19 protein-coding genes are annotated in these 18,029 nt (G+C 64.3%); 7 read left to right on the forward strand and 12 right to left on the reverse strand.

The window, feature by feature from the left end; all coding sequences use genetic code 11:
* Positions 1 to 46 precede the first annotated feature (46 nt).
* Entirely contained in the window at positions 47 to 1,159 is a 1,113-nt protein-coding gene (locus tag ACQ6S1_RS04000; RefSeq protein ID WP_445039850.1) for a branched-chain amino acid ABC transporter substrate-binding protein, read from the forward strand.
* Positions 1,160 to 1,246: 87 nt separating this feature from the next.
* Here ACQ6S1_RS04000 and ACQ6S1_RS04005 read toward each other — a convergent pair whose 3' ends face one another.
* Together ACQ6S1_RS04005 and ACQ6S1_RS04010 are read right to left on the reverse strand one after the other, a co-directional pair.
* Entirely contained in the window at positions 1,247 to 1,426 is a 180-nt protein-coding gene (locus tag ACQ6S1_RS04005) for a hypothetical protein (protein ID WP_445039851.1), read from the reverse strand.
* Between the two features lie 95 nt (positions 1,427 to 1,521).
* On the reverse strand, positions 1,522 to 2,250 hold the full coding sequence (locus ACQ6S1_RS04010; protein ID WP_445039852.1) for a cytochrome c biogenesis CcdA family protein: 729 nt from the start codon (positions 2,248 to 2,250) through the stop codon (positions 1,522 to 1,524).
* 169 nt (positions 2,251 to 2,419) lie between these two features.
* Between ACQ6S1_RS04010 and ettA the strand changes: the two genes are divergently transcribed.
* The 5 genes from ettA (at position 2,420) to metF (ending at position 7,752) form a co-directional block, all read left to right on the forward strand.
* Complete coding sequence (gene ettA / locus ACQ6S1_RS04015) at positions 2,420 to 4,072, forward strand: energy-dependent translational throttle protein EttA (RefSeq protein WP_445039853.1); 1,653 nt, start codon at positions 2,420 to 2,422, stop codon at positions 4,070 to 4,072.
* Positions 4,073 to 4,178: 106 nt separating this feature from the next.
* Positions 4,179 to 4,832: a hypothetical protein gene (locus tag ACQ6S1_RS04020; protein WP_445039854.1), complete on the forward strand. Its 654-nt coding sequence runs from the start codon at positions 4,179 to 4,181 to the stop codon at positions 4,830 to 4,832.
* Between the two features lie 164 nt (positions 4,833 to 4,996).
* Positions 4,997 to 5,740 (forward strand): aquaporin Z, encoded by a 744-nt coding sequence (gene aqpZ / locus ACQ6S1_RS04025; RefSeq protein WP_445039855.1) that lies wholly within the window; start codon positions 4,997 to 4,999, stop codon positions 5,738 to 5,740.
* Positions 5,741 to 5,818: 78 nt separating this feature from the next.
* On the forward strand, positions 5,819 to 6,847 hold the full coding sequence (locus tag ACQ6S1_RS04030) for an ArsR/SmtB family transcription factor (RefSeq protein WP_445039856.1): 1,029 nt from the start codon (positions 5,819 to 5,821) through the stop codon (positions 6,845 to 6,847).
* Complete coding sequence (gene metF / locus ACQ6S1_RS04035; protein ID WP_445039857.1) at positions 6,844 to 7,752, forward strand: methylenetetrahydrofolate reductase [NAD(P)H]; 909 nt, start codon at positions 6,844 to 6,846, stop codon at positions 7,750 to 7,752. The genes ACQ6S1_RS04030 and metF overlap by 4 nt, the downstream gene beginning before the upstream one ends.
* Positions 7,753 to 7,755: 3 nt before the next feature.
* Here the strand turns inward: metF and ACQ6S1_RS04040 are convergent, their stop codons facing one another.
* Positions 7,756 to 8,277: a GNAT family N-acetyltransferase gene (locus ACQ6S1_RS04040; protein WP_445039858.1), complete on the reverse strand. Its 522-nt coding sequence runs from the start codon at positions 8,275 to 8,277 to the stop codon at positions 7,756 to 7,758.
* 3 nt (positions 8,278 to 8,280) lie between these two features.
* Positions 8,281 to 9,147 (reverse strand): glutamate racemase, encoded by an 867-nt coding sequence (murI, locus tag ACQ6S1_RS04045; RefSeq protein ID WP_445039859.1) that lies wholly within the window; start codon positions 9,145 to 9,147, stop codon positions 8,281 to 8,283.
* A gap of 154 nt (positions 9,148 to 9,301) precedes the next feature.
* On the opposite strand from murI, the gene ACQ6S1_RS04050 reads away from it, so the two are divergent.
* Positions 9,302 to 9,811 carry a hypothetical protein gene (locus ACQ6S1_RS04050; RefSeq protein WP_445039860.1) on the forward strand — a complete coding sequence of 170 codons (510 nt, stop codon included), beginning with the start codon at positions 9,302 to 9,304 and terminating at the stop codon, positions 9,809 to 9,811.
* 20 nt (positions 9,812 to 9,831) lie between these two features.
* Here ACQ6S1_RS04050 and ACQ6S1_RS04055 read toward each other — a convergent pair whose 3' ends face one another.
* The 8 genes from ACQ6S1_RS04055 to ACQ6S1_RS04090 form a co-directional block, all read right to left on the reverse strand.
* Positions 9,832 to 10,947 (reverse strand): biotin transporter BioY, encoded by a 1,116-nt coding sequence (locus ACQ6S1_RS04055; protein ID WP_445039861.1) that lies wholly within the window; start codon positions 10,945 to 10,947, stop codon positions 9,832 to 9,834.
* Entirely contained in the window at positions 10,947 to 11,561 is a 615-nt protein-coding gene (locus ACQ6S1_RS04060) for an energy-coupling factor transporter transmembrane component T family protein (RefSeq protein ID WP_445039862.1), read from the reverse strand. The genes ACQ6S1_RS04055 and ACQ6S1_RS04060 overlap by 1 nt, the downstream gene beginning before the upstream one ends.
* Positions 11,558 to 12,295 carry an energy-coupling factor ABC transporter ATP-binding protein gene (locus ACQ6S1_RS04065; protein ID WP_445039863.1) on the reverse strand — a complete coding sequence of 246 codons (738 nt, stop codon included), beginning with the start codon at positions 12,293 to 12,295 and terminating at the stop codon, positions 11,558 to 11,560. Before ACQ6S1_RS04065 ends, ACQ6S1_RS04060 begins: the two co-directional genes overlap by 4 nt.
* Before the next feature lie 52 nt (positions 12,296 to 12,347).
* A complete protein-coding gene (pgl, locus tag ACQ6S1_RS04070; protein ID WP_445039864.1) occupies positions 12,348 to 13,067 on the reverse strand; it encodes a 6-phosphogluconolactonase in 720 nt (239 codons plus the stop codon).
* Positions 13,068 to 13,072: 5 nt separating this feature from the next.
* The gene (gene zwf, locus ACQ6S1_RS04075; RefSeq protein WP_445039865.1) at positions 13,073 to 14,590 is read right to left on the reverse strand and encodes a glucose-6-phosphate dehydrogenase; all 1,518 of its coding nucleotides are present in this window, start codon (positions 14,588 to 14,590) and stop codon (positions 13,073 to 13,075) included.
* The gene (gene gnd / locus ACQ6S1_RS04080) at positions 14,580 to 15,575 is read right to left on the reverse strand and encodes a phosphogluconate dehydrogenase (NAD(+)-dependent, decarboxylating) (RefSeq protein ID WP_445039866.1); all 996 of its coding nucleotides are present in this window, start codon (positions 15,573 to 15,575) and stop codon (positions 14,580 to 14,582) included. The genes zwf and gnd overlap by 11 nt, the downstream gene beginning before the upstream one ends.
* An 86-nt stretch (positions 15,576 to 15,661) precedes the next feature.
* Positions 15,662 to 16,519, reverse strand: a complete 858-nt coding sequence (locus ACQ6S1_RS04085) for a type 1 glutamine amidotransferase (RefSeq protein ID WP_445039867.1) — start codon at positions 16,517 to 16,519, stop codon at positions 15,662 to 15,664.
* Complete coding sequence (locus ACQ6S1_RS04090) at positions 16,519 to 17,907, reverse strand: aldehyde dehydrogenase family protein (protein ID WP_445039868.1); 1,389 nt, start codon at positions 17,905 to 17,907, stop codon at positions 16,519 to 16,521. Before ACQ6S1_RS04090 ends, ACQ6S1_RS04085 begins: the two co-directional genes overlap by 1 nt.
* Between the last annotated feature and the right edge of the window lie 122 nt (positions 17,908 to 18,029).

The raw sequence follows: 18,029 nt of genomic DNA on the forward strand, positions 1-18,029 counted from the left end.
TGTGGTTGGGAAAGCGCGCTCAGACGCGTTCGCTAGGAGACGGCAAATGACCAGGAAATTGCTCACGGGATTGTTGCTCGGTACCGCCCTCACGGTCGCGTCCGGCGCGCAAGCGCAGGAGGCGATCAAGATCGCCCTTCAGGGACCGATCACGGGCGCGGAAGCCACCTTCGGCGCACAGATGAAGGTCGGTGCGGAAGCCGCGGTCCGGGACATCAACGCCGCCGGCGGCGTGCTGGGCAAGCAGATCCAGCTGTCTCTGGAAGACGACAAATGCGACGGCACGGAAGCCACCAGCGTCGCCAACCGCATCGCCGGTTCGGGCGTCGTGTTCGTGGCCGGCTCGTTCTGCTCGGGCGCGTCCATTCCGGCATCGAGCGTCTATGCCGAATCCGGCATCGTCCAGATCTCCCCCGCCTCGACCAATCCGAAATTCACCGACCAGCGCCCCGGCCCCGGCATCTATCGCGTCTGCGGGCGTGACGATCAGCAGGGCCCGACGGCCGCCGCCTACATCATGAAGAACTTCCCGGGCAAGAACGTCGCGTTCCTGCACGACAAATCACCCTATGGCGAAGGCCTCGCGAGCGAAACCGAGAAGGCTTTCAAGGATGCCGGGGGCAAGCCTGTCCTGTCCGACAGCTTCAACAAGGGCGACACCGATTTCAGCGCTCTCGTATCCAAGCTGAAGCAGGCTAAGGTCGATCTGGTCTACACCGGCACCTACCACACCGAAGCCGGCAATCTCCTGAAGCAGCTGCGCCAGCAGGGCGTGCAGGCCACCCTCATGGCGGGTGATGCCCTGGTTTCCGACCAGTTCTGGACCGTGGCCGGCACGGCCGGCGAAGGCACGCTGATGACCTTCTCCCCCGATCCGGCGAAGGACCCGAAGAACGCCGACATCGTGAAGAGCTTCAACGATGCGGGCATCAAGCCCGAGGGCTACGTGCTTTACACGTACGCCGCCATCCAGGCGTGGAAGGCAGCGGTGGAAGCCGCCAAGACCACCGAGGCTGCGGCTGTCATCAAGCAATTGGACGACGGCAAGTTCCCGACCGTGATCGGCGAGATCGATTTCGACGACAAGGGCGATGTCACCCTTCCGGGCTATGTCGTTTACCAGTGGAAGGCCGGCGCCTACGATTACGCCACCAACTGAGCCAATGCCGAAAGAACGAGAAAACCCGCTCTTCGGAGCGGGTTTTTTCATGCGTGGAAAGAGCTTTGGCAGGCCATGTCGGCTGTCTTACGAGCAGCCTAGGCTCGCCTCGCGCAGCGCATCCGCCACCTCTTCGACGCTGGCATCGGATTCGGGATGCCGTGCGGCCAGATGCTCGGCCTTCGCAATCGCTTCCTCCTCCCCGACAATGGGGGTGGTCGCGGTTGTGTCTGCAATGGCAACGGCCAGATGTAAATTGTTTGGCATAGACGACCCTCTCGTCCTGTCTCCCTTGATTAACGGGTTCGTGATCGGAGAGTTCCGCACTTTTTCCGTGTGGTTCACAGAAAATCCGATTGTGCTCAGCCCAGCCTGCCGAGCGCGGGGAACGTTTCCAGCAACCAGAACGACATTTGGGTGATCCAGCCGGTGAGGAAGGCGATGCCGACAAGGATGAGCAGCACGCCGATGACCTGCTCCACCCGCCCGAGATGGCGGCGAAACCGCGCGAGAAAACCCGTGAACGGTCCCATGGCAAACGCCGCCAGCAAAAACGGCAGGCCGAGACCGGCGGCATAGACGGCGAGCAAACCGGCCCCCCGCACAACCGTTGCCTCCGCCGCTGCCACTGTGAGCACGGCGGCCAGAACCGGGCCTATGCACGGCGTCCACCCGAAGCCGAAGGCGAGGCCCATCGCATAGCCGCCCCACAACCCCACGGGCTTGGAAGGGTTGAAGCGGGCTTCGCGGTACAGCAGGTCAATCCGGAACACGCCCAGGAAATGCAGACCCATGACGATGATGCCGATGCCGGCGAACATCGTCAGCCAGTCCAGATGCTGGCGGATAAGGCCGCCCAGCGCCGACGCCGTCGCCCCCAGCAGCACGAACACGGTGCCGAAGCCCAGAACGAACAGCAGCGACGTGACGAGTGCCCGCTGCACCACCACGCGATCCGGCTCCTCTGCGGCCATCTCGTCCAGCGTGGCGCCGGCCAGAAAGCTGAGATAGGCCGGCACCAGCGGCAACACACATGGCGTCAGAAAACTCAGCATTCCGGCGAAGAACACCGCTGGAAGCGTGATCTCCATAATGGTCGAGGGTCCTTTCGATCCCGGTCGTTCAGGCTGCTTTTAAGCCCGCAAATGGCAAGGTGCCATGCGCCCGAAGCGCACGCATGCCTTGCTCGCGCGGGTGCGGCCCTCTAGAAGAGCGGCAATCCATCCGAACCATCACGACTTTCTCGCGAGGCGAACCGTCATGGCCCGTCAGTTCATCTATCACATGAGCGGTCTGACCAAGACCTATCCCGGCGGCAAGAAGGTGCTCGACAACGTGCACCTGCAATTCTACCCGGACGCCAAGATCGGCGTGCTCGGCGTCAACGGCGCAGGTAAATCCACCCTGCTCCGCATCATGGCCGGCACCGACAAGGAATGGAGCGGCGAAGCCTGGGTCGCTCCCGGCGCGCGCGTCGGCTATCTGCCGCAGGAACCGCATCTCGATCCCGCCAAGACCGTGCGAGAGAACGTGATGGAGGGTGTGGCCGCCAAGCAGGCGATCCTGGACCGCTACAACGAGCTTGCGGTGAATTATTCCGACGAGACGGCGGACGAGATGACCCGCCTGCAGGACGAGATCGAGGCGCAGGGCCTGTGGGATCTCGACAGCCAGGTCGATCAAGCGATGGAAGCCTTGCGCTGCCCACCGGATGACGCCGACGTCACCAAGCTCTCGGGTGGCGAGCGCCGCCGCGTGGCGCTCTGCAAATTGCTGCTGGAAAAACCCGAACTTCTCCTCCTCGACGAGCCGACCAACCATCTCGACGCCGAGACCACGGGCTGGCTGGAAAACCATCTGCGGAACTATCCGGGCGCGATCCTCATCGTCACCCATGACCGCTACTTCCTCGACAATGTGACGGGCTGGATCCTCGAGCTCGATCGCGGCCGCGGCATTCCCTACGAGGGCAATTACTCGTCCTGGCTGGTGCAGAAGCAGAAGCGTCTCGCGCAGGAAGCCTCCGAGGACACCGCTCGGCAGCGTGCCCTGGCCGCGGAATCCGAATGGATCTCGGCATCGCCCAAGGCCCGCCAGGCCAAGAGCAAGGCCCGCATCCAGCGCTACGAGGACCTCGTCAAGAAGGCCGCCGACAAGGCACCCGGCACGGCGCAGATCGTCATCCCCGTGGCCGAGCGGCTCGGCAACAATGTCATCGACTTCACGAACCTCAACAAGGCGTTCGGAGATCGCCTGCTGATCGACGATTTGTCGTTCAAGCTGCCGCCAGGCGGCATTGTCGGCGTCATAGGGCCGAACGGCGCGGGCAAGACCACCCTGTTCCGCATGATCACCGGGCAGGAGCAGCCGGATGGCGGCACGATCGAGGTCGGCGAGAGCGTCCAGCTCGGCTATGTCGATCAGTCGCGCGACGCGCTCGATCCCAACAAGAATGTCTGGGAAGAAGTTTCCGGCGGCAACGACATCATCTACCTCGGCAAGAAGGAAGTGAACTCGCGCGCCTACACCTCCGCCTTCAACTTCAAGGGTTCCGACCAGCAGAAGAAGGTCGGCCAACTCTCGGGCGGTGAGCGCAACCGCGTGCATCTGGCCAAGATGCTGAAATCGGGCGCCAACCTCCTCCTGCTCGACGAGCCCACCAACGATCTCGACATCGAGACTTTGCGCGCGCTGGAAGAGGCGCTTGAGGATTTCGCCGGATGCGCCGTGGTCATCAGCCATGACCGCATGTTCCTCGACCGCATCGCGACTCACATGCTCGCCTTCGAGGGCGACAGCCATGTCGAATGGTTCGAGGGCAATTTCCAGGACTACGAGGAAGACAAGAAGCGTCGCCTCGGCCCGGATGCCGTCGAGCCCAAGCGCCTGAAATACAAGAAGTTTTCGCGCTGATCGCAGTTTCATTGTCGCAGGCGGGATCTTCCCGCCTGCGCTGTCTTGGAACCTCCGTTATCTCGCGTTAGCCTTCGCAAACACCACGAGCGGAGGCATTTGCGGCATGGCGAAGGAAGGAACGTTTTGGGGACGGCTCCTGGAGCGGGTCCTTTCGTGGGGTGACGACAATCGCGTCAGCGGTATCATCAAGAAGGCGCATGAGACCGTCGAGGATCTGACCGAACGCGTCGAAAACGCGATGCCGGCTTCGGCCCACGACAAGCCGGAGAATACCGACGAGGATCTCGTCGATACCGCCAAAACCACCCCGCTGCCTCCACCGCCCCGCAAGAGCGTGGCCGCGCGCAGCCCCGCCCGATCGCGCAACACGGCGAAATCTCCGGCCCACAATGCCGCGCGCTCGTCGAAAGCCCCTGCCCGCAAACCACGCGGCGCGGCCTCCGAACCAAAGGTCGAAGACGGCGAGAAGGATCTCGCTCCCAAGCCGGCCGCCGTTCGCAAGCGTGCGGCTCCGCTGAAAGCCGTTCCCGCCGAACCGAAGGATGGAGCGGCTCCCGAGCCGAAGAAGCCGGCCCGCAGCCGAAAGCCCTCAGCCGCCAAGAGCAGCGTCGCGAAAGACGGAATTGAGCCTGTTGAGCCTGTCGTCCAGACGCAACCACCCGCCAGCCCGGAAATCGAGGCGCCCTCCGATGTCGAGCAGCCCGTGTCCGACGCCACGCCCGCCAGCGAGAAACCATCGGATGCCGACAAGGTTTAAAGCAGCAAACGCTCGCGTGAATCTTGCCGAATTGCAGCTTTTGCTTGTCCTGCTTTGAAAAACCCTCCACCTTTGGGAAGGGGAGCGGGCGAGTCTCCCGGACATGAACTTCTGAACGCGTCCTGAAACGAGCGTTCGCATCTGTCTCGCCCATGGGGGCTGAGATGAATGAAGATACGATCCGGCGTTCTGCCGCCGAACTGTTCGGGACGTTCTGGCTAACCTTTGGGGGATGCGGCGCGGCGGTGCTGTCGGCGGCTTTCCCCGAGCTGGGGATTGGCTTTCTGGGCGTCGCCTTCGCGTTCGGCCTGACGGTGCTGACCATGGCCTACGCCGTCGGCCATATCTCCGGCGGACACTTCAATCCAGCGGTCACGTTCGGTTTATGGTCTGCCGGACGCTGCGCCAATCATCACGTCCTGCCTTACATCGTTGCGCAGGTCCTGGGCGCAGTGCTTGGCGCGGCCGCGCTCTACATCATCGCATCCGGCCAGGCCGGCTGGGTGGCGGGCGGCTTTGCGTCGAACGGCTACGGCGAGCTCAGCCCCGGCAAATACGGTCTGGCTGCCGGCTTCACGGTGGAACTGCTGGCGACGTTTTTCTTCCTGTTCATCATCATCGGCACGACGTCCAAGGGCGCGGCCACCGGGTTTGCCGGCATTCCGATCGGCTTCGCCCTTGTCCTGATCCATCTGATCTCGATCCCGGTGACCAACACCTCTGTCAATCCGGCACGCAGCACGGGCCCGGCCTTGTTCGCGGGTGGCGAATACATCGCCCAGCTTTGGCTGTTCTGGATCGCACCCATCGCGGGCGCGGTCATTGCCGGAGCTCTGGCGCGCTGGTTCTATGAGCCTGCGGGCATTATCGACACGGAGGTGATCGAGGAACGGTCCACGCCAGTGTGATCGTTTTTCCCGGCAAACCAGCCTGGCCAGGATCGAACACGCTTGCGGAGCGCCAACGCTCCGCATAAACATATCTTTATGTCCAAGGACGATTATTCATCACAGGAAGCCTCCCCCCTGCGCGATGTGCTCGCCGGCCTTCGCGCGGCTGGTGAGCCCACGCGGCTCCGGCTTCTGGCGCTCCTTGCCGATGGGGAACTGAACGTCACCGATCTCACCGAGATCCTCGGACAATCGCAGCCGCGTATTTCCCGCCACCTCAAGCTTCTCGCCGAAGCCGGCCTCATAGAGCGCCAGCGTGAAGGCAGCTGGGCCTTCTTCCGGCTCGCGAACGAGGGACCGGGAGCTGGCCTTGCCCGCGATATAGTGGCCCGCATCGCAGCCGATGAGCCAGCCCTCCTCGCCGATCAGGAGCGAATGACGGAAGTCCGCGGAGCCCGGGATGCGCGGGCCGCCGCCTATTTCAGCGATCACGCCCAGAACTGGAACACGATCCGCGCGCTTCACGTGGAGGAAGCGGCGGTGGAAGCCGCGATCCGCGAGGCCGCCGGTCCCGAACCCATCCGCGCCTTGCTCGACATCGGCACGGGCACGGGCCGTATGATCGAGGTGCTGGGGCCGCAGGCCGATCGCATCACCGGCCTCGATATGTCGCCCGACATGCTGGCCGTGGCGCGCTCGCGGCTGGCGCAGGCGGATCTCGGCCGCGCGCAATTGCGCCAGGGCGATATCTACGCGTTGCCCGTGCCCGCCCACAGCTTCGACTTCGTGGTCATCCATCAGGTCCTGCACTTCCTGGAAGATCCAGCCCGCGCCGTGCGTCAAGCCGCTCGCGCGGTCGCGCCTGGCGGCCGGCTGCTCATCGTCGATTTTGCTCCGCACGAGCTCGAATTCCTGCGCGAGGCCCACGCGCACAGGCGGCTTGGTTTCGCGACCGATGTCGTCGAGCAATGGCTGCGTCAGGCGGGGCTTGAGCCCTGCAACCGCCGCGATCTCGCTGCGCCGGACAGCGCCCGCGACAAGCTTACCGTGTCGCTGTGGCTCGCGCGCGACCCAAGAATCATCACCGATCTTCCCCCTCTCGATCCGAACCGGTCCGTGGCATGACGCCCCCTACCTCCGAACGTCTCAGCCGCTGTGGCGGCCCACTCGATATCAATGTCTCTTTCGAGTTCTTTCCGCCGAAATCTCCGGAATCGGAAGTGGCGCTCTGGGCCTCCATCAACCGGCTGCTGCCGTTATCGCCGAGCTTCGTGTCCGTCACTTATGGTGCCGGCGGTTCCACGCGCGAGCGCACCCACCAGACGGTGACGCGGCTCGTTCGCGAGACGGACATCCAGCCCGCGGCCCATCTCACCTGCGTTTCGGCTTCACGCGAGGAGATCGACGAGGTTGCCCGTGCCTATTGGGATGCCGGCGTCCGCCACATCGTCGCCCTGCGCGGTGATCCTCCGGGCGGGCTAGGCACGCGCTACGAGCCGCAGTCGAACGGCTATCCCTATGCCGCCGATCTCGTGGCGGGCCTGAAGCGCATCGGCGATTTCGAGATTTCGGTCGCGGCCTATCCGGAAATGCATCCGGAAAGCACCTCGCTCGACGCTGACATCGAAGTCCTCAAGGCCAAGGTCGATGCCGGGGCAACGCGGGTGATCACCCAGTTCTTTTTCGAAAACGACGTCTACGAGCGATACGTGGAGCGCGTCCGCCGGGCCGGCATCGATCTGCCGATCGTGCCGGGCATCGCGCCGGTGCATTCCTTCAAGGCGGTATCGAGTTTCGCACGGAAGGCCGGCGCCAGCGTGCCGGATTGGCTGGCCCAGCGTTTCGAGGGGCTGGACGACGATCCCGAGACGCGCCAGCTGGTGGCGGCCGCTGTCGCTTCCGAACAGGTGCTCGACCTTGTGGACCGCGGCGTCACCGATTTCCACTTCTACACGATGAACCGGGCAGACCTCGTCTACGCCACCTGCCATCTTCTGGGCCTGCGGCCGAAGACGCTCGAAACGGTCTGAGTGCTATTTTGCCCGCAGCCGATACATCAGGTGCGGCTGCCCGGCCCGCGTAAGCGCGCGCTCGAACGAAAACCCGCAGCGCACCAGCACCGCTTCCGATGCGGCGTTGGATGTCTGGGTTACGGCTGCGATCTCAGGAAGGCCGAGATTCTCGAAGCCGAGCTGCGTCGCCAACTTGCCGATCTCGGTTGCCCGGCCCTTTCCCCGATGCGGCGCGGTCAGGGCATAGGTCAACTCGATGACCTCTTGCCCCTCGATTTCCGAGCGGCGCAATCCGCCCCAGCCGGCGAAGCGGCTGGTCTCCAGATCGCGGAAGAACCACATGCCGTAATGGTTCTCGCGCCAATGGCTACGCTCGCGGCGGATGAATGCCTTTGCGGCGGCCGGCTCGCGCACGCCGCCCAGCTTGCTCATCATCTCCGGATCGCCGAACGCCTTTTCCACGCCCACGAGATGTCCCTCATGCGGCACATCGCCGAACAGGCCGGCGATCTCGACAACGGTGGGAAACAGGAGGCTCAGCATGGCTCAGGACGTACAGAAACAGGCGGTCGCGACATCGCCGAAATCGCGGGCGGCCAGCGCATGCGAAAGCTCGGCCGAAACGGGCGCGTCGCTGGTGAAGAACGCGCGCGAGGGAACGGGCGGCAATTGCAGGCCGTCCTCGGCGCCGATCAGGCTGGCTACGCGCCGGGCGATGGCAGGCGCGGGATCGATGAACTGGACGGGCCACGGCGCGAGGCGCTCAAGGCGCGGCAGCAGCAAGGGATAATGCGTGCACGCCAGAACGATCGTGTCGGTGCGGCCTCCCTCGTCCGCGACAAAGCATGGCGCGATCTCGGCCGCGATCGCCTCATCGGAGGGCGGCGCACCCCGTAATTCAGCCTCCGCCAGGCTGGCCAGCGAAGGGCTGCCGACAAGCGTCACCTGGCAATCCCCGGCATGAACGGCGATCAGTTCACGCGTGTAGTCACGCGTCACGGTGCCGGGCGTCGCCAGCACGCTGAAGCGCCTCGAACGGGTTTGATGCGCGGCCGTCTTGATGGCCGGCACCGTCCCGACGAATGGCAGATCGTAGCGCTGCCGCAGCACGGGAAGAGCCAATGTCGATGCGGTGTTGCAAGCGATGACTACGAGATCGGGATCGTGCGCCCGAACGAAGGTGCCGATCACGGCATCGATGCGCTCGACCAGCACGTCCGGCGGCAGGCGGCCGTAGGGAAACACGGCCGTATCGGCCAGATAGATCAGCTCGGCGCCGGGCAACAGCCGCGCGATTTCGGCGTGCACGGTCAGCCCGCCGAGGCCGGAATCGAACACACCGATCCGCGGCCTGCGATCGGGAACACGCGTCAGTCCGCTGCCCGCGGCACCCGCCAGAAGATCGACCCTCACACCAAAGCTCCGGTCCGCCTGTGTCTCCTCAGATTAGACCGATTTCATAGCGAAACTGGTTAACGAACGAAACCTTTGCGCAGACTCACCATTAACAGGCATTGGGCCCTTGGCCGCGTGGCCATCGAGCAGACTTCTGTTGGAGATTTCTGAAATGACCTATCTGACGCGTACGGCGCTCGTCGCAGGACTGGCGGTTCTCGCCGGCCCCGCTTTCGCACAGACCTCCGAGGCTGATTACGCCAAGCGCTTCGACGGTTCCTTCAGCGGCGGCGGCAAGGTCCGCACCGAGGCGAATGGCAGCCCCTGGAACGCCAAGTGCAAGGTAACGGGCAAATCCTCGCCCACCTCGGTCAGCATTAAGGGCACCTGCACGGCTGCGGTCGTCGTCAGCCGCGAGATCGGCGCAGACCTCAAGATCAGCCCGGACGGCACCTATAGCGGCACCTATGTCGGCTCGAAGATCGGCCCCGCAAGAATCTCCGGCAAGCGCTCCGGTGATACCGTTCGCCTCAACGTGACCTGGCCCAAGCCCGTGAACGGCGACACCAAGGCCACGATGACGATCACCAACAAGGGCAACGGCTTTACTTTCGCCGTGGACGATCTCGACCAGCCGGGCGGCAAGACCGTCCGCATGACCGACATCAACCTGTCGAAATAAATCCTGTCAGCGGCGCGGCCTCAGCCGCGCCGCGCGCTCGTCTGCGGCGCCGAACGGCTGGCGGCATCGGCGATCAGGCCGGTCGCGACCGCCTTCAGAAGATCGCCCGGCAGGAACACCGTGCTGGCCGCGATCGCAGACATCAGGTTCATATTGGCTTTCCATGCCATCCACGGAATGCCGAACGCGTAGAGCACGAGAATGCCGCCGATGACCGAGGCGATGATGCCCGCGATCATGGTCGGAGTGCGGCTCATGCGTTCCATGACGAGACCGCAGACGAACGCGGCGGCGACATAACCGAACAGATATCCGGCCGTCGGGCCGAAGAACACGCCGAGCCCTCCGCGCCCCCCGGACAGAAGCGGCGCACCAAGTGCCACGACGAACAGAAACAGCATCACGGCCAGCGCACCCTGCCGGGCTCCGAGGATCACGCCCGCCAGCATCACGCCCAGGCTTTGCGCCGTCACGGGAACACCACCGACGATCGGAAGGTCGAAGCGCGGCAGCAATCCCAGGGCGCCGATGATGGCGGCGAACAACGAAACCCGCACGATATCCCGCGTATCCAGCGACATGTTCTGCCCCCCTTTGTCAGCCCCAACCGATTCTTCGAACAAATAGGCTGCAACGCCCGTCAGCAGCGCTTTCACGATGCCGCCCGGCAGAAGGCCCATGGCCAGATCAACGCAGGCATTCAAGCTCTTGCCTGTCATCCAGGCATTGAACGGGATGCCAATGAGATTGAGCACGACGTAACCGCCGACAAAGGCCGCCAGCGTGCCGCCGAGGAGCAGGCCGAAACGGTCGCCCCAGCGCTCCACCATCCAGCCCGTCACGAAGGCTGCCGGAACGAAGCCGATGAGATAGCCCGCGGTCGGGCCGGTGAACACATCGACGCCGCCGCGACCGCCGGCAAGAAGCGGCAGGCCGAAGGCAACGCCCACGAGAAAAAGGATGACGGCCAGTGCCCCGCGGCGCGCACCGAGAAAAGCGCCCGCAATCGTCACGCCCAGGCTCTGCGCCGTGATCGGCACGCCGCCCAGGAGCGGAAGGTCGATCTTTGGTACGAGACCCAGCGCCGCGATCAGAGCCGCGAAAAACAGGATGCGGCCCAACCCACGAATGTCCATCACATCCCCCTGCCCCGACGGTCGAAGCCCCGCGCATCGAGCGATTCGGCAACCTGATCGGCCAGTCGTAGCGTCTCGGCGATGAACGGCGCAATCAGACGGTAGGAGGCCCGCCGCCCGGTCCGGGCACGCCAGGCTTCGCTGCGTGCCTGCCAGTTCGCGTTGAGCACCGGCACGAAGCGGATCACCAGTGCGACGGCCAGCGCCAGCTTGCGTGGGTTCACGCCGAGCGGCTGCAGCAACCTCAGCAGCGGCATCAGGGCATTCATCATGGCCTGCATCGTAGTCGTCATGCTGACGAGATCGGCCAGCAGCACCATCAGGACGAGCCGGATCACCGCGCTCGCACCTGCGCGCGGATCGCCGGACAGGAGATGCAGCGCGAACAGGATCATCAGGATAGGCAGGAACGCGCGCATGCCTCCGCCGGCCCGCCGCAGCGCGGCTTTGCCGAGCGACGCATAGAGTGCAAGGCACAGGCACAGACCGGCTAGAAGAAGCCGCCAATCATTGATGGGCAGCAAACCCATACTGATAGTGGCCAGCGCCGCGAGCTTCACACCGGCCGGCACCCGATGCAGCCACGAACGGGCCTCGAAATAGCCGGAGATCACGACGCGTCCCCTTTCATGCGCCCGGCACGGACATCGGCCTCATAGGCGGCCAGGACATCGCGTGCCGGGCCATCCCCCCGCACGCGTCCGTCCTGCAGCCAAATGACCCGGTCGAACTCCGCCAGCAGATGGAGATCGTGGCTCGCCATCACGATCTTTTGCGGAAGCGCTTCGAGGCGGGCTGAGATGTCGAGCCGCGTCGGCAGATCGAGGCTGGAGAACGGCTCGTCCAGCAGCAAGATCGAGGGCTCCGAAGCCAGCACCGCCAGCAGGCAGACCAATTGTTTCTGTCCATCGGAGAGGGCGTGCGTGGCGCGGTCCTCCCAGCCTGCGCAGCCATGCTGCGCCAGCAAGGCCCGCGCCCGCTCATCGGCGTCCTTTGTCCGCATCCCGGCCTCGGTCAGCCCGAAAGCCACCTCCTCCCCCACGGTTGGGAAGAGGATCTGATGGTCGGGGTTTTGGAACAGGAAGCCGATCTCGCGCGGCAGATCACGGCGATGTTCGCGCGTTTCCTTGTCCCACACGCGCACTTCGCCTGAATCAGGCAGCAGCAGCCCGGCGGCAAGACGCAGAAGCGTGCTTTTCCCGGATCCGTTATTGCCGATCAGGCCGATACGCGGCTCGGAAAGGCCCAGTGCGAGGCCATCGAGCACGAGGCGATCGCCACGTGCGAGCGTCACATCGGCGAAGGCGAGATAAGGCTTGCCGGACAAGGACGGAGACGTGGCACCCATTCCCGTGGCTTAACGTCGGACGACGTGGGCCACAAGTTCGCGAAAAGGATCGCTAGCGTTCTTCGCCCGCCGCCGCGCGATCGATAAACCACGTCAAGGTTCCCTGAGGCCTCAAACGCGCCGCGGGAACATGCTCTCCGGCTCGTACACGTGACAATGCGTTGGCCTTGCCGGCCCCGCTGACCAGGAAGCCGGAAGCGCGGCAGCTCTCCAAGGCGGGATAGGTCAACGTCACGCGCGGCACATGCGGCTCCATTCCGGCATCCGCGGCGACCGCCCAGCGTGCGCGCTCGGCGAGAGCGGGCGATCCTGGAAAGAGCGAGGCCGTGTGACCATCATCGCCCATGCCGTTGAGCACGAGGTCGAACAGGGGCCTTTCAGGGTCGAGATTATCGGCGCCATAGAAGGCCTTGAGATCCTGCTCGTAGAGAGCAGCGGCCTCATCGGGGCTCGCGGAATCGGTCGGAACAGCGTGCACGTTCTCAGCCGGCACCGGCACATGATCGAGCAACGCGCGGCGCGCCATGGCCATGTTGTTGCGGCTGTCCTCGGCCGGCACGAAACGCTCATCACTCAGAAAGAAATGCATCTTCTGCCAAGGCAGATCGAGGGCGGTCAGCAGACGGTAGAGCCGTTCCGGCGTGGAGCCGCCGGTAAGGCAAACAGCAATGCGCTCGCCACCGCTTTGAACGATATCGATGAACCATTGCTCCGCCGCGCGTGCGAGCGCATCGGAATCGGCCTGCTGGTTGATGTGGTGATCGTCGATCATGAGCATCACCCTAGCGAGCGCCAATGGCGCCCGTCTCGTGCCAGAAGATCATGAGCCGCCTTCGGCCCGTCGCTTCCTGCAACATAGGTCTCGAGCCCGCGCTCGCCAGCCGCCTTCCAGGCATCGAGGAACGGTTGCACGGCGCGCCAGCCGGCTTCCACCCCATCGGCACGCTGGTAGAGGATCGAATCCCCCGTCATGCAATCGTAGATCAGGGTTTCGTAGCCGGTGGCCGGCACCGCCTCGAAATAATCGCGGTAATTGAACGTCATGCCCACCGGTGCGATTTCGATCTCCGGCCCGGGGATCTTGGCGTTGAAGTGCAGCTTGATCCCCTCCTCCGGCGCGATGCCGATGACGAGCTGGTTCTCGCCGAGAGCATCCATCGGCAGATGACGGAACATGCTGACGGGAGCCTGCTTAAACTTCACCGAGATCTCGGTGCGGCGCTTGCCGAGCGCCTTGCCCGTGCGCAGATAGAACGGCACGCCGGCCCAGCGCCAATTGTCGATCTCCAGCCGCAAGGCCGCGAATGTCTCGATCGTGCTGCTGTGCGCCACGTTTTCGGTCTCGCGATAGCCGACCACATGCCGGTCTCCGACCTGGCCGGCGAGATATTGCGCGCGCACCGAACTCGCCAGCGCCTCCTCGGGCGTGTTGATGCGAATGGAATCGAGCGCATCGGCCTTTTCCGTCCGCACCGCATCGGCGTTGAAACGCGAGGGCGGTTCCATGGCCACGAGCGCCAGAAGCTGGAAGAGATGATTGGGCACCATGTCGCGCAATGCGCCGGTCGAATCGTAGAATGCGCCGCGCAGCCCGACATCCACGGTCTCGGCCACGGTAATCTGTACGTGGTCGATGTGGTCACGGTTCCACACCGGCTCGAACAGGCCGTTGGCGAACCGCAGGATGAGGATGTTCTGAACCGTTTCCTTGCCGAGATAATGGTCCATGCGGAAGATCTGCTCTTCCTTCAGCACGGATAGCAGCTCTCGGTTCAACTGCTTGGCGGATTCCAGATCGGTGCCGAACGGCTTCTCCACGATCACCCGACGCCAGGAGCCGCTGCCCTCCTGCGTCAGTCCTGCATCACCGAGCCGTTGCGCGATCGTCGCGAAGACCGAAGGCGGCGTGGCGCAATAGAAAAGGCGGTTGCCCTTGGTTCCACGCTCCTTTTCGATGCCTTCGAGACGCTCCCGCAGGTTCTGATAGGTCGCCGGGTCGCGCAGGTCGCCGAACACGAACGACACGCAGGCCAGCAGCCGTTGCGCCACGTCACGGTCCACCTTCTGCGTCGCGTGTTGCGCCAGCGCGGCCCGCATCTCGCTCCGGAACGCGTCGGCGCTCATTTCTTCGCGACCGATGGCAACGATGCTGAACTCGTCGGCCAACAGGCCCTGCGCCGCCAGATTGTAGAGCGCCGGCATCAGGAGCCGCCGGGTCAGATCGCCCAGCGCGCCGAAAATGACGAAGGTACAGGGGTCGGCCGGAGGCGTCTGGATCTTGCGTTTAATGGACATCGGGCGGCGGCACCTTGGGTTCGAGATGGCCGCCGAACCCCTTGCGCATGGCCGACAGCACCTTTTCCGCAAACGTGTGTTCCTGGCGCGAGCGGAAGCGCGCGAACAAGGCCGACGACAGCACCTCTGCGGGCACCGCCTCGGCGATAGCGGCCTGGATGGTCCAGCGTCCCTCGCCGGAATCCTCAACGAAGCCGGAATAATTTTTGAGAGTGCCATCCTCGACGAGGGCGGCGGCCGTGAGATCGAGCAGCCAAGATGTCACCACGCTGCCGCGACGCCACACCTCGGCCACCTCGGTGACGTTGATGTCCAGCCGCTCCTCCTCGGGCAGACGCTCGGAGGCGGCGTTGCGCATGATGTCGAAGCCCTCGGCATAGGCCTGCATCAAGCCGTATTCGATGCCGTTGTGGACCATCTTCACGAAATGGCCGGCACCGCTCGGCCCGGCATGGATATAGCCCTGTTCGGAACGGGAATACTCGCCCTCGCGACCGGCGGTACGCGGAATTTCGCCATGGCCTGGCGCCAGCGCCGAGAAGATCGGCTCCAGCCGTTCGACCTCGGATTCCTCGCCGCCGATCATCAGGCAATAGCCGCGATCGACGCCCCAGATGCCGCCGCTCGTGCCGACATCGAGATAGAAGATGCCGAGCTCGGCCGCTTGCCGGGCGCGCCGGATATCGTCCTTCCAGAACGTGTTTCCGCCATCGATGATGGTGTCGCCGGGCTCCAGCAGGCGCAGCAATTCCTGCACCACGCCCTCGGTAATCTCACCGGACGGCACCATGACCCATACGGTGCGCGGCTTTTCCAGCTTGGCCACCAGATCGGCGAGATCGGTGGAGCCGACGGCTCCCTCGTCCGCCAGAACCTGCACGGCGGCCTGGTCGCGGTCATAAACCACGGCGCTGTGGCCGGTCGCATGAAGACGGCGCACGATGTTGGCGCCCATCCGGCCGAGGCCGATCATTCCAAGCTGCATCGGATCTCTCCCCGCTTCCACATAGTGCCGCTCCACGACAGGCTAAAGACGTGCGGCACTTCAACAATTCGTATCAGATCGAGCGATCAGGCGCGGCCGCGCCGGCTCATTGTGGGGCGCACCATGCGTTCGATCCAGTTGCGAAGCTCGGTGACGCGACGCTCCGTATCCAGAACGTCCGCTTCATAGCCAAGCCGCCAGGCAAGATCGGTGCGGCCGGAATCCGCTTCCAGTTCACGAAGATCGGCCGCATGCGCGGAAAGCTGATCGAGGTTCCTGAACGGCCCCTCGTCAACGAGCGTTTGGCCGTAGCGCTCAAGGATTGCGGCCATCTCCGAAAGCGTGAATTCCGGGTGATATTGCACGCCCCAAAACGTGCCCCTGCCGTGGCGGATTTCCGCGCCCTGCACGTCGGAAAATGCGTTCGTCGCGGTCACGACCATGCCTTCCGGGCGTGTCGCCACCTCGTCGGTGTGCACGGCCGGAGCGTCGAAGACCTCGCCTTTGCCCGCATACATCGGGTGCTCGCGCCCCTCCTCGGTCAGGCGGATCTTGCGGGCCAGGCCGAGTTCGCGGCCTTTAACCGAACGCGCGACGACCCCGCCAGCCGCCACCGCTGCCACCTGCAGCCCCCAGCATGAGCCGAAGAACGGCACGCCTGTATCGAACACCACACGCGCCAGATCGATCTGCCGCAGACTTTCCGGCTTGCCCTCGTAGATGTTGAGCGACGAGCCGGTAATGGCGACACCGTCATAGCCCTCGATGCCGCCACCGTCCGGCACGTTCGCGCCCTCGTCTGCCGGGAAGCAGATGTCCACCACCGCGTCGGATGCGATGCCGCGCAGCACATCGGCATAGCCCTCGCCAAAGGTCTTTCCCGTGCAGGCCGCCTGCCGCTCGCGGGCGCGGCTCGTGTTTCCCTCGACAACGAGAATGCGCATCAGGCCAACGCCTCGCGCAGATGGAAGCTCTTGGGCCGCGTCAGCATGGAATAACCGATCTCCGACAGGGACGCGCCGCGCCCGGTGTCCTTCACCCCCGTCCAGGCCAGAGCCGGGTCGAGATAATCGCAGCGGTTCATGAAAACGGTACCGGTTTCGATCTGCCCGCCGAGCCTTTCGGCGGAATCGATATCGGCGGTCCAGATCGAGGCGGTCAGCCCATAGGGGCTGTCGTTCATCAGCCGCAGCGCTTCCTCATCGGACGAGACCTTCATGATGCCCACGATGGGGCCGAAGCTCTCCTCCTTCATCACGCTCATCGAATGGTCGACATTCGTCAGAACCTGCGGCGCGAGATAGGGCGTGCCGGACTGGTCAGCCGCAAACCGCGACGCATCGATATGCGCCACCGCCCCCTTCGCAAGGGCCTCCAATGTCTGGGCGCGCACGGCATCGGCGAACCTCGTGCTGGCCATCGGACCGAGCGTCGTCGCCTCATCCAGGGGGTCGCCCAGCACATAGGCGCCCGCTTTGGCCACATAGTTTTCCACGAAATCGTCGTAGAGGCTCTCGTGCACGTAGATCCGCTCGATGCCGCAGCAACACTGGCCGGAATTGTAGAACGCGCCGTCGACGAGATTTTCCACCGCGTGGTCGAAATCGGCATCGGCCCGCACATAGGCCGGGTCCTTGCCGCCGAGTTCGAGGCCGATGCCGGTGAACGTGCCGGCGGCAGCCTGTTCAATGGCCCTGCCGCCCGCCACGGAACCTGTGAAATTGACGTGGTCCACGGAGCCCGACGACAGAATGCGGGTCGTGTCTTCATGGCCCAGCACGAGATTGCGGAACAGGCCCTTCGGCCCGCCCGCTGCGTCAAACGCCTGCTGGAACCGTTCACCGGCCAGGATGGTCTGCGAAGCATGTTTCAGCAGCACCGCATTGCCGGCGATCAGCGCCGGAACGATCGTGTTCACCGCGGTGAGATACGGATAATTCCATGGCGCCACCACGAGCACGACACCCAGAGGGTCACGCTTGATGAAACGCCGGAAACCTTCCTTTCGCGCGGGCACGATGGGAGCCAGATTCTCCTCGGCGATGTCCACCATGTAGCGGACCCGCTCCTCGACAGGCCGGAACTCGCCGCCATAGCGCACCGGTCGGCCCATCTGCAGAGCGAGTTCGGGCACGATCTCCTGGTTCATGGCCAGCAACGCATCCATGAACTTCAACGCAAAGGCGGAGCGCTCGGCAACCGGCACGTCCCGCCATCGGGCCTGTGCCGCACGGGCCTCCTCCAGCGCCGCCTCGATCTCCGATCCACGCGCAATGGGCCGCCGCGCCACTTCGCGGCCATCGACCGGGGAGATGCAAACGATGTCACTCATGATGCACGTCCTGTCAGAGGGAGGCGAAAACCGGAGCCGATCCTCGCATGAAGGGCAATGTAGCGACGGATGACCGATGCCGCGACCCCAGCCGCCTCGTGTTTTTGCACGGATTTTGCACG

Source organism: Terrihabitans aquatilis (assembly GCF_052542005.1).